Below are 12,186 nucleotides of genomic sequence, written 5' to 3' on the forward strand. Positions count from 1 at the left end.
CAAGCTCTAGAGATAATAGGGAATAGGGAATAGGAAATGTCAATTATTAAAGTCACATCTGCAACTGTAAATAAGTATCTTTGACACTCTCATTACTGGTACACCGCCATGTGTTTTAATGGAATGCTCAAGGGCACGGGGCATTTTTGAGAAAAGCCATACCACAGCACGGGTTTTGCCAATGCAGACAAACAGCGCATAGTATTAGTATCATCCCAATTAACCAAAATAGCTTCCTTCTTGCCCAGTTATTAGTATCTAGTATGGCTAAAATTACTGTTTGCATTCCTACTTTTAATCGTGTTCATCTCCTCCCTTATGCCATTGACAGTGTGCTGAATCAGTCTGAGCAAGACTTTGAGCTAATTATTTGTGATGACGGTTCTAGCGATCGCACACCTGAGTTGATATCACAGTACACAGACCACCGGATTAAATATATCCGTCATCTGGAAAATATTGGTAAAAGTAATAATATGCGCTCTGGCTTTGATGCTGCCAGTGGTGAATATTTTATTAAATTTGATGATGACGATCGGCTAACACCCAATTTTATCGCAAGTACCGCAGCTATTCTTGCTCAAGACTCCAGCATTGATTTTGTTGGTACAGATCATTGGATCATTGATATTAACAATGTGCGGGATGAGGCAAAAACTCAAGAAAATACTCATCGCTGGGGTAGAAAGAATTTAGCAGCAGGTGTTGTAGATAATTTGTTGGAAGTCGTATTTATTCAGCAAAGCTTTCAAGTTGGGGCGACATTATTTCGCCGTCAAACATTGCAAGAGTTAGGATATATGCAGCCAAATCTGCAAAATTGTGAGGATAATGATTTATTTGTGCGTCTGGCTTTGGCTGGGAAAAAGGGCTATTACTTACCAGAATTATTGATGGAATATCGCTACCATGCAGAGCAGCAAGGTATTAATCGAGCCATTCCTTATTTATTTGATAAAATGCGGTATTTAAAAAGTTATAAGTTTGAGTCTGAAAAATTAGAGACAATCAGGAAAAATCGTCTAACTGAAACGCAATTATTATTAGGTTTGCGTTTAATTGAAAAGGGGGAAACGCAAAAAGGTAGAGAGCTAGTTTTGGCAGGAAAATCTTTTTCAACTGCTAAAGCTTGGACTGGTTTAGGATTATCGCTGTTACCAGTTGGGTTGCGAGGTAAGGCATTTAATGCACTGCGACAGGTGCGGGGTTAGGCTATGAGAGTGCTTTGGTACATTACGTCGCAGGCATCCGCCTTTTTTATCAAGTACGTGATTATTAATGGATAATTGCTCAGGCAGAGAGAGGCGTAGACAAAGATCGCAAATAGTAGGCAATGACTTATTCACAAAATAGGTAAGCATCAAATACTTTAAGTTTTGTTGGAGTAATTCCTTTTACTTCCATTAGGTCTGTGAGTGATTGAAGTTTGCCTTTACGCTCGCGTAGTCTAATAATTGCTTCCGCTGTCTTAGACCCTATTTGTGGTATTTTGTATTTTTCTAATTCTTGAGCCGTTTTAATAATGTTAAGGTTAATCTTGTTATCTCCTGTAACTAACCTTCCTGGGTCAACTTCAGACAACTTGTTTATAAAACTTTCAATCTTTTTGACAGATTGAGCAAGTTGTTCAAGTTGCTTAGTAAAACTCTCAGTTTCATTCTCAGTTATTGTCTGCTTACTTTCAGGTTCCTCAGTTTTTTTAACGTATGTGGCAGGTTGTTCAAATTTTTGAGTAAGAATTTCTAATTTTTGAGTAAGAATTTCTATTTTGTTATAAATATCTGTTTCATGGCTATTATGTGTTTCTATTTTTTTTACGGACACAGCAATTTGCTCAATCTTTTGGTTTAGCGTTGTTGCTAATTGTCGAAAAGATTTATCAAGCTGTTCAACTATTGTTTGAGTTGATTCTGTGTCTTCAGAAACTGATGGTAATACTACAGGAATAGAATCGGGAAACCCTAGTAACTGCTGCATTTCTTCTTTAGCAGCAGCAGCTTGTTCATCGGTCATATCAAAGACCCAAACCCAGAGTTTCTCAATGTCAAGTTCTTTAGCAACAAGACACCAATCAGCACCATAGACAACTTCGTACTCTTCTTCTTCACTGTATGCCTCAGTACGACGCACAATCAGAGGAATTAAGTTAGTACCTTGTTGAGTAAGGCTATTCCTTAAGTATTCGCGTTTTTCAGAAGGAACTTCTAAAACTTCAGACTCTGGTACAGCAATTTGAAAAGTGTAAACTTGTCCGTGGGAGATTGACTTGATGCGTAAATACTCAACAATGCGATCGCGACGTTCTGCACTATTCATTTTTCTACTCCTTTTCCTTAGTCAGAGAAATTAAATGTTTAGCTAGTTTCATATAGCAGTTAAAAGCATCCTGTGCAGCTTCTTTATCTTTAGAATTTAATTCTTTATCAAATTCTGCGAAACAAATTGGATACCCTTTATTAGGTGTAGTTGAAACTATGCTCAGGCTTGGAATCCATGTTTCTTGGGGGAATAACTCTATATTTTTACTTTCAGGATTCTTTGATAGAATATCAAAAATCTGCTGAGTCATAGCTAAAGCAACCTTATTTGCAGCTCTATTGTACATACTGACTGCTATTCCCAAAATTGGCAGTGATTCATCTTTGGATTCATCAAGTGCAATGGCTCTTGAAATCACGTACTCTAATGCCCGGATGGGATAAGGAGCTAACTGGGTAGGAATTAATACTCCAGAAGAAGCCATCAGTGAAATAGTATTAGCTTTGCCAAATGATGGCGGTGGGTCAATTAAGATATAATCATATTGATTGCGATATTTGTTAAGCTTTTTGGCTAATACACGATCAATATCCGGTGTATTAATTAGCGTAGCTTCCATATAACTCAAACGAATGTGAGATGGAACAATATCTAGTTCAACATCATCCCATTTTTTATGAATAATCGTTTCTTCTAAGCTAGTTCTTGGTTCAGTCAGCAGATGGGTGATATCCTTTTTACCTTGTTTTTCAAGATCATCTAAAGGATCTATTCCTAATCCCATTGTTAGATTAGCTTGAGCGTCAATATCAATCAGCAACACTCGCTTACCTAGCTTATTGAGAGCAGCCGCAAGGTTGATAGTCGTTGTAGTTTTACCTACGCCACCTTTGTTATTAAATACAGTAATAATCATCGATTTGCGTTCCTCCTTAGTTTCTGAAACTAATTTTTTTTCTTCACTGGTTTGCTGTGTTGGAATGGGAGAAGTTTTAGCTTTGTTGAATAAGCCAAACATATCTTCTTGTTGCACCTCTTTTGAGATTAAATTTAAAAACTGTAACCTAATATTTTGTTGATTTTTATACAAAGTAGAAGTAAAGTTTAAATAAGTTTTTTTGGATAAAATTTTGTAAAATGACCTATATTTATGAATAAGTGTGGCTTGGGAATACTCTACAACTGTTGTAATTTTTTCGTTACAGTTATAAAGTATACGAAAATCATAGCCATTGGTTAACAGTCCGATAACAGCTCCAGTGTGGCGCATATAGTTGTTAATTTGCCAAACGCTGCGGGCAATGTTTTTACTGGGTGCTTTAACTTCAATAATTAAATAGGCAGGTTTTGTTAAAGCAGAATCTGGTTCACCCACTAGGAAGTCAAGCTTAGATTGGAGAATTACCACTTGAGACTGCCAATCGGTATTGCTGTAACCAAGGATATGCAAGAGGGGAACTACTACCTTTTGCTCTATATCGGATTCGTTACTATTTGGGGCGATCGCTTGAAAAATCTTTTGCAGGGTCGAGCCATAGTCAGCAATCATACTAGCACCGAGAGGCATCCAACTTTACAATTCTATCTGCTAATTTCTCCCTTGTAAAAATTTTTGCCTCTGTTGTTAGTAAAATCCAAGAATGGCTAGAATCAAAGTGTTTACTTAACCTATTTGCGCTAAAGGTTTTGGCTACTGTATCTTGTCCCCACTGCCATCAACTCGTTGATAGTCAAGCTATTAATTGTCCCTATTGCCGGACAACACTCAAAGCTTACGGTCATCCCGGTATTCCATTGCACCGCGCCACTGGGGACGGGTATCTATGCGACACTTGCACATATCAGGCTGATAATACTTGCAATTTTCCCCAACGTCCCTACGCCAAAGACTGTACCCTCTACCAAAATATTGAAGAGACAAAGTTAGAGTTGCAACAGCAGCGTTACACTAACAGTTTTGCAGTAACTGTGAAAAGTTGGGTAAAACGCAATCAGTCTTTGCTGTTGCTATTAGGTTTATTATTGGTCTGTTTGTTGTTCGTTATATTAAGAGCTTGATTTGTGTTTTCTGGGGAATAGGGAATATAGCGCTTCTGTGTTGAGTTCAATACAGACCTAACCCCCATGCGTGTCAACTTAAGATAAAAGCCAGTCTAGAACAAGCTTTTAAAGATTGTCTCGTTGTCTCGTTCCCAGTCTCTGGGCTGGGAACGAGATTTGAAAAGGCTTTCAGCTTAAGTTGACACCAATGCCTAACCCCCAGCCCCAACCCTTGTAGCGTTGGGGAGTAAGAATTCAAAGCCTCTCTCCTTTTAGGAGAGAGGAATGGAAGTGAGGTCAAAAATAGAAAACAATGCCCCTTACCCAGTCCCTTGTCTTCAAGCTGTGATGATTTTAGATGCTTCTGCAATAGGTTCAACTTGTATCGGTGGCGCTTTTTCCTCAAAGGCGGCTAAGTCGAACCAAAAAGTGGTGCCAATGCCGACTTCACTCACTAGATGGACTTTACTACGATGTCTGTCGATGATATTTCTGACAATCGATAAACCTAAACCCGTGCCTTCTAGGGTGTGAACTCGGTTTTCTACGCGAAAGAAGCGTTCAAAAATTGAGTGTTGGTCTTCTGTAGCGATGCCAATTCCAGTATCGGAAATTTCAATCCGCACTGGAGCAGATTGGGTATGATTGGGTATGAAATCTAGTTGGTAGGCGCGGATTGCTACTTTACCACCGGCTTTGGTGAATTTAAGGGCATTACCAATCAGGTTGCCAAACACTTGTACTAATAGATCATAATTACCCATTACTAGCGGCAAATTAGGAGCAACTTCTTGAAGGAGTTCAACACCTTTATCTTTAGCATTGAGTTGGTAAGTACGCAGGGTTTGCTCGATCGCTTGGGCTAAATCGACCCCATCGAAGTTGTACTGGCGACCAGATTCTAGTTTTGACAAATCCAAAACATCGTTAACTAGGCGGGTTAGGCGATCGGTTTCATTGTTGACAGTTTGCAGAAACTCTTGCCGTTCTTGTAAAGCTAAGTCTTCGCCGTAGTCGTGCAGGGTTTCAATATAGGTTTTAATGTTGAATAGAGGTGTTCGCAGTTCGTGAGAAACGTTGCTGATAAATTGGCTTTTTGCATCGTTTAATTCCACCTCACGGGTTATATCTTGGATAGTAATCGCAATACCTTTGATGCTTTCTCTTTGCAGGTTGAGTACTGTAGTCAAGAGAATGCGGATCGTCCGTGGGATAGGTTGGTTAATAAAAATTCGGAATTCGGCGCTTTCGCATTCCCCTGCTGCCATTTCGTACAAGGGACGGGTAATTTCGATTTGTACCGCTGGGGGTAAGTGATGTAACACATTGTCTCCTACCACATTAGCGGCTTCCCAGCCAAAAATTCGCTTTGCTGTGGGGTTGACTAAAATCACCTGCATGTTGTTATCAATCAACACGGCACCATCTGCGATCGTTGAAACTAGAGTTTCTAGCTTGGCTTTTTCTGCGGTCAGTTCCTCAATATTTTGTTCTTCATAACGCTCTAATCGCTCTCCCATTTCATTAAAGCTTAAAATTAACTCCCCCAGTTCGCCCCCTAAAGGTAAATCAATGCGCTGCTTGAAATTCCCGGTAGCAATTTGCTTCACCCCCACCAGCAGTTCTTTAATGGGCTTGGTGATGGTCAAGGCGTTAATTACTCCTGCTAAAATCACCATTACCCAAATTGTGATAAAAACGGCAATGGTGACATCGCGGGTAAAATTGGTGGAGATAACAGCAGTCTGATTGGGATTGATCCCGATCGCTAATACACCTAAGTATTTTTTATTGACGATCAGGGGAATAAATACATCGGTGACTATCCCATCTGGGATTGTGTGTTGCCGCACCATCGGCTTTTCCCCATCACCAGGGTAATCTTCTGGCAGTTGTATCCGCCGTTTAATGGTGAGGGAGTTTTTTACCTCAGCTTCCCAAAAGGGAATGCCAAAAAAGATTTCCCCAGTTTCATCAGCGTAGAGCATATAACGCACACTAGAGGTGCTGCTATAGAAGCGTTGGGAAAATTGGGCAACCTCTGTCAGATTATTATCAGCGACTAGGGGAGCAACATTGGCAGCAAGCAGCAGCCCCAAATCACGACCGAAGCGGGTGTCATTCATCCGCGCATCCTGCTGAATTGTATTCACAGCCCAGAAGGTCAGACCACTCATCACCAACGAAACTACCATTGTGGCCACAGCCAGCAGTTTGGTCTGGAGGGTGAACTCCGACCACCAACTAGCGATTACATGTCGAATTGTTTGTAACAGACTTAGCATCTTAAATAAAGTTGTTAGTAGTCTTTGTTATAAAGCCCAACAACTAAAAAATTAACAGTTAATTTGACAAATATGTTAGGGGAAGGGGGAATGGAGTATGGGGCATTGGGTATGGGGTATTGGGAGTAACTTCCAATTCCTGACTCTGCCGATTTTAGATTTCTCCTTCAATCCAAAATTCAAAATCTCAAATTGAATGACTCCTAACTCTTAACTCTATAACCGATATCTCTCCGATAATATATCCCCTCAAACTGAATATATTTGATCCCTGCGTATGCTTGGGCGATCGCTTGCTGAAAATTTTCTCCGATTCCAGTCACATTTAATACTCGACCCCCATCTGTCACTACTTCTTGTTGTTGGTTCAATTTCGTACCTGCATGAAATACAGTTGCTCCCGTTGCTTCTGCCTCCCCAATGCCAGTAATCACCTGGCCTTTCTTATATTCTCCTGGATAACCACCGGAAGCTGCAACAACAGTGGCAGATGCTCCGCCTTTCCAAGCAATGGGCGGCAATTCACTTAATCGCTGCTGTACACAGGCTAGAATCAATTCCTCTAGGGGTGTTTCTAATAGTGGCAAAATTACCTGGGTTTCGGGATCGCCGAAGCGACAGTTAAATTCCAAAACTTTGAAGTTGCCATCGGGTGCAATCATTAACCCAGCATACAGCACGCCTCGGTAATCAATGCCTTTAGCTCGTAAGGTGGCGATCGCTCTTTCTAAGACTTCTGTTTGAATGCGTGCCATCAACTCTGGCGTAGCGATGGGTGCTGGGCTGTATGCTCCCATTCCACCAGTATTTTCCCCTGTATCGCTCTCACCAATCCGCTTATGGTCTTGAGCGGGCAGCAAGGGTCGAATTGTTAACCCATCCGTTAACGCTAAAACTGACACCTCTTGCCCAATTAAACATTCTTCAATGACAACAAACTCACCAGCACTGCCAAATTGTCCCTGAAAAATCGCATCAACGGCACTTTCTGCCTGTTCTACTGTTTCAGCTACCGTTACACCCTTACCAGCCGCCAAGCCATCAGCTTTGATGACAATTGGCGCTCCCTGAGATTTGACGTAAGATTTTGCTGCTGTTGCCTCCGTAAATACCGCAGCCCGTGCCGTCGGAATCCCTGCTTCTTGCATCAAGGCTTTTGCCCAAGCTTTACTCGCCTCAATTTGCGCTCCGGCTCTGACTGGGCCAAATACCATCAATCCTTTGTCTTGGAGGTAATCTGTGATTCCCTTCGCCAATGGGACTTCTGGCCCAACTATTACCAGAGTTATGCCATATTCTAGAGCATATTGGCTCATCCCCTCAAAATCATCTACTGCTAGGGGCAAGTTCTGGCAACGTTCCATACTTGCTGTACCCCCATTCCCTGGTACACAGACAACTTGCTCAATTTGCTTAGATTGCAACAGTTTCCATGCCAGAGCGTGTTCGCGTCCCCCATTACCTACAACTAAAACTTTCACTGATTTCCTCGTGCGTCCCTGATCAAACGACAATACCTTGGCGGCTCTCGCGGATCAATTTTTTCATTAATTCTCACACTTATGCAAGCCCCCTCATGACTAAAAAGGCTGAGGAGCAGGGGCAAGTATAAATATAGCTATTGAATTTTTACTGTATTTATTCTTAAAATCCAATTTCGGGAATTACTACAATTATAAATGTTATTAAGCGCAATAATTCCATAAATATACGGAGATGCTGGCAATATAATTACAATGGTTAAGTATTTATGATGATTTGTTTCAAGTTGGAAATAATTGAGTAAAAAAATCATCTTCATGTAATGACGATTATTGATTATAAGTATTAACCTGTGAATATGGAAATTAATGAAAATATCAAAAAATAGGCAACATGGCTAAAATTATTGTTACTGGAGCCGCTGGCTTTATTGGCTCTCATCTTACAGAAACATTGCTGCAACAAGGTGAAGAAGTGATCGGGATTGATGAATTCAACGATTACTACGATCCGATGTTAAAGTTTAAAAATGTTGCACACTTACATCAGTCACCTGGCTTTAGATTAATTGAAGGAGATATGCAATTTTTAGATTGGCAGCAACTCCTAAAAGATGTTGATGTAGTTTACCATCAAGCGGCCCAAGCAGGGGTTAGAGCAAGTTGGGGTAAAGCTTTTCGAGGTTATACAGAACGAAATATTAACGCTACACAAGTTTTGCTAGAAGCAGCGAAGGATGCTAAAGACCTGAAAAGGTTAGTGTTTGCCTCTTCATCGAGTGTATATGGTGATGCAGAAACATTACCTACCCATGAGAGAATTTGTCCTCAACCAGTTTCTCCTTACGGCATTACGAAGCTAGCAGCGGAGTTTTTGTGTGAGTTGTATCACAAAAATTTTGGTGTACCTTGTGTAACCTTGCGCTATTTCACAGTTTATGGCCCCAAACAGCGCCCGGATATGGCATTTAATAAGTTCTTTAAATCCATTTTGCAGGATGAAGCAATTCCGATTTATGGGGATGGCCAGCAAACGCGGGAGTTTACCTTTGTTAGTGATATCGTCGCCGCCAATTTAGCCGCCGCTACTGCACCCGAAGCAGTGGGAGAAATCTTTAATATTGGTGGCGGTAGCAGGGTAGTTTTAGCAGAAGTCTTAGATACGATTGAAGAAATTGTCGGGAAACCTATCAAAAGAAACCACATAGAAAAGGCGATGGGAGACGCCCGCCACACGGCTGCTGATGTATCGAAAGCGGAGAAACTTTTAGGATATCAGCCGCAAGTTTCCCTGAGAGAGGGTTTGACGCAGGAATGGGAGTGGATTAAATCTTTGTATTCCCTATCTTTCTAATTTTCTTCATCCCCCTCATTTTTTTAACCTTTACTTTTGTTATGCAAATCCTATTGATAGGAGTTTTGCCCTTAGAGGATGTTTTAAAAGGGTGTTTTGCTTTCATAATTAGCACAGCTAAGTATCTAAGTACATGGCTAAAACCTCGATTTTTCGTCAGAGTTAACCCAAGTCAGAACGGCAAAATTATACCTTCTGGGACTTTTCAAACATCCTCTAAGTTATACGAACCCAAAAAAAGCATTTTTGACAACTAAATACTACTATTGAGTACCGTAAATTAACTTATGGGAGTGGTTTGTAGTAGCATTTCTACAAACCCTTACCTTAAATCAATCTTGACAGTCTACTATTCTTGGTTCACATACCCTAATTATCAGCAAGAGATTTCTTTGGCAACTATGACATCAAGATTCTGGAGAAAGAGGGCGAATTTGATCGCCGCTAATGCTTGCAGTTTGTAAATTCTTGAGGTTTTTATATTGAAATTATTTAAACCCGCCCGTTTCTCTCAAGAGTTACTCAGCATTTCTGAAGCCGGTTAAGAGCGTTATAGAATAGAAATAAACCTTACATAACATTACGCTGATTAAGCATAATTGCCCATGACCACTTCTAAACGCCACTATCACATCACTACTTTCGGTTGTCAGATGAATAAAGCTGACTCAGAGCGCATGGCTGGCGTTTTGGAAGATATGGGCTTTGAGTGGTGCCAAGACCCGAATCATGCAGATTTGATTCTCTACAATACCTGCACAATTCGGGATAATGCTGAACAAAAGGTGTATTCCTACCTCGGCAGACAAGCGAAGCGCAAACATGAGCAGCCTGATTTAACCCTGATTGTTGCTGGTTGTGTTGCCCAGCAAGAAGGCGAAGCGCTGTTGCGGCGAGTGCCAGAATTAGACTTGGTAATGGGGCCACAACATGCCAACCGTCTGAAAGATTTGCTGGAGTCGGTGTTTGAGGGCAACCAAGTTGTAGCAACTGAAGCAGTTCACATTATTGAAGATATCACCCAGCCGCGACGGGATAGTACAGTAACAGCTTGGGTGAATGTGATTTATGGCTGTAACGAACGCTGCACCTATTGCGTAGTTCCGAATGTGCGCGGTGTCGAACAATCTCGCACGCCGTCAGCTATCCGGGCTGAAATGGAAGAATTAGGACGGCAAGGTTACAAAGAAATTACTCTACTCGGTCAAAATATTGATGCTTACGGCAGAGATTTAGCTGGGGTGACACCAGAAGGTCGGCATCTGCACAACTTTACAGATTTGCTTTATTACGTCCATGATGTGCCGGGGATTGAAAGATTAAGATTTGCTACTAGTCACCCCCGTTATTTTACGGAGAGATTAATTCAAGCTTGTGCTGAGTTGCCCAAGGTCTGCGAACACTTCCACATTCCCTTTCAATCTGGGGATAATGAACTTTTAAAGGCGATGGCGCGGGGTTATACCCATGAGAAATATCGCCGGATTATCGATACCATTCGGCGGTATATGCCAGATGCCTCCATTAGTGCCGATGTGATTGTCGGTTTCCCTGGGGAGACAGAAGCACAGTTTGAAAATACCCTGAAACTGGTGGAAGATATTGGCTTTGATATGTTGAATACAGCAGCATATTCGCCACGTCCAGGGACACCTGCCGCTTTGTGGGACAATCAACTGAGTGAAGAAATTAAAAGCGATCGCTTGCAACGGCTCAATCATCTGGGAAACTTGAAAGTAGCAGAGCGATCGCAACGTTACTTTGGACGTATTGAAGAAGTTTTAGTAGAAGACCAAAATCCTAAAGATCAAACCCAGGTGATGGGACGTACTGGCGGTAATCGTTTGACCTTTTTTAGCGGCAACATCAAAGAACTCAAAGGGCAGTTGGTGAAGGTAAAAATTACCGAAGTTCGCCCTTTTAGCTTGACGGGTAAACCAGTTGAAATGAGGCAAACCGTTTTGCAGTAAGAAGCAGTTGAAATACCCCTTTGAGATTTGTTCATGTCCCTGGACTTACCAGCGCCATCAACAAATCTTGCAGGGGATGACTAATAAGGGTTATCCGATTATTATTTTTAAAGATTGTACCCCTGACTCATGATGAAGTTACCGCAGACGATTTCAGTTCTTCTTTTTGGGGCTAGTTTGGCTGTGTTTTCCCCTCAACTTGGTGCTGCTTTCACTGTTCAAGAGGTAGCTAGTTTTGCTCAAGCATCAAGCGATTTGCCAGTGGTGAAATCAGCAGGACTGTCCCCCGATATGAATGTGCCTTGGTCGAAAGCTGTGAGAATTGTTGACCCCTTTGAAGGGGAGTTTCTTGGGGTTTTCGACCGCAACTCTTTAGGTGGCTATTTGTACCGTGAGGGTTCAAAGCAAGTTATTAGTTTGTGGACTCCTTCAAGTATTCGAGTACTGGTAACAGTAAATTCCGGTCAAGCAAGTTCATCTTTCTACACCGCAGGTCATCTGTATCCCAGACCTGACTTTCTTAGGTTTGTCACTACCAAAAAAGTCGATAAACTGTTGCTCAAGGTGAGGGAAAAAGTTTTTAAATTAGACGGTTCGACCGGCACGTTTGCTGTCAGTCGAGAATTAGCCACTGCTTTGAAAAATGCTCCAGATGAGAACTTAGACATCAGACTAGTCTTGGAAGGAGGTCAAACTGTTGATAGCGAAATTGGCAAAGAGACGGTAAAAGCCTGGCGAAACATTTATTAAGCGATTGCATTTTTCAGCCAAGTATTATCTATGTTTAATAAAGGAAA

At 41.4% G+C, this 12,186-nt stretch carries 9 protein-coding genes; 5 read left to right on the forward strand and 4 right to left on the reverse strand.

Annotation, left to right across the window (positions count from 1 at the left end; genetic code table 11):
• Positions 1–263: 263 nt before the first annotated feature.
• Positions 264–1,211, forward strand: coding sequence for a glycosyltransferase family 2 protein (locus V7K62_RS03070; protein WP_334861577.1), 948 nt, complete (start codon positions 264–266; stop codon positions 1,209–1,211).
• Between the two features lie 127 nt (positions 1,212–1,338).
• Here V7K62_RS03070 and V7K62_RS03075 read toward each other — a convergent pair whose 3' ends face one another.
• Positions 1,339–2,316 carry a ComEA family DNA-binding protein gene (locus V7K62_RS03075; protein WP_334861578.1) on the reverse strand — a complete coding sequence of 326 codons (978 nt, stop codon included), beginning with the start codon at positions 2,314–2,316 and terminating at the stop codon, positions 1,339–1,341.
• Positions 2,317–2,320: 4 nt separating this feature from the next.
• The gene (locus V7K62_RS03080; RefSeq protein WP_334861579.1) at positions 2,321–3,826 is read right to left on the reverse strand and encodes an AAA family ATPase; all 1,506 of its coding nucleotides are present in this window, start codon (positions 3,824–3,826) and stop codon (positions 2,321–2,323) included.
• A 119-nt stretch (positions 3,827–3,945) separates the two neighbouring features.
• Between V7K62_RS03080 and V7K62_RS03085 the strand changes: the two genes are divergently transcribed.
• Positions 3,946–4,317, forward strand: coding sequence for a zinc ribbon domain-containing protein (locus V7K62_RS03085; protein WP_334861581.1), 372 nt, complete (start codon positions 3,946–3,948; stop codon positions 4,315–4,317).
• Positions 4,318–4,637: 320 nt separating this feature from the next.
• Here V7K62_RS03085 and nblS read toward each other — a convergent pair whose 3' ends face one another.
• Positions 4,638–6,584 carry a two-component system sensor histidine kinase NblS gene (gene nblS / locus V7K62_RS03090; RefSeq protein WP_334861582.1) on the reverse strand — a complete coding sequence of 649 codons (1,947 nt, stop codon included), beginning with the start codon at positions 6,582–6,584 and terminating at the stop codon, positions 4,638–4,640.
• A 203-nt stretch (positions 6,585–6,787) separates the two neighbouring features.
• On the reverse strand, positions 6,788–8,065 hold the full coding sequence (gene purD / locus V7K62_RS03095; RefSeq protein ID WP_334861584.1) for a phosphoribosylamine--glycine ligase: 1,278 nt from the start codon (positions 8,063–8,065) through the stop codon (positions 6,788–6,790).
• A 394-nt stretch (positions 8,066–8,459) separates the two neighbouring features.
• Between purD and V7K62_RS03100 the strand changes: the two genes are divergently transcribed.
• The 3 genes from V7K62_RS03100 to V7K62_RS03110 all read left to right on the forward strand — a co-directional run bounded on the left by V7K62_RS03100 (position 8,460) and on the right by V7K62_RS03110 (position 12,139).
• Positions 8,460–9,419 carry an NAD-dependent epimerase/dehydratase family protein gene (locus tag V7K62_RS03100; RefSeq protein ID WP_334861586.1) on the forward strand — a complete coding sequence of 320 codons (960 nt, stop codon included), beginning with the start codon at positions 8,460–8,462 and terminating at the stop codon, positions 9,417–9,419.
• A 605-nt stretch (positions 9,420–10,024) separates the two neighbouring features.
• Positions 10,025–11,389 (forward strand): tRNA (N6-isopentenyl adenosine(37)-C2)-methylthiotransferase MiaB, encoded by a 1,365-nt coding sequence (gene miaB, locus V7K62_RS03105; protein WP_334861588.1) that lies wholly within the window; start codon positions 10,025–10,027, stop codon positions 11,387–11,389.
• A gap of 129 nt (positions 11,390–11,518) precedes the next feature.
• Positions 11,519–12,139 carry a hypothetical protein gene (locus tag V7K62_RS03110; RefSeq protein WP_334861590.1) on the forward strand — a complete coding sequence of 207 codons (621 nt, stop codon included), beginning with the start codon at positions 11,519–11,521 and terminating at the stop codon, positions 12,137–12,139.
• Positions 12,140–12,186 lie beyond the last annotated feature (47 nt).

This window comes from Nostoc sp., from assembly GCF_036917935.1.
GTDB lineage: Bacteria > Cyanobacteriota > Cyanobacteriia > Cyanobacteriales > Nostocaceae > Nostoc.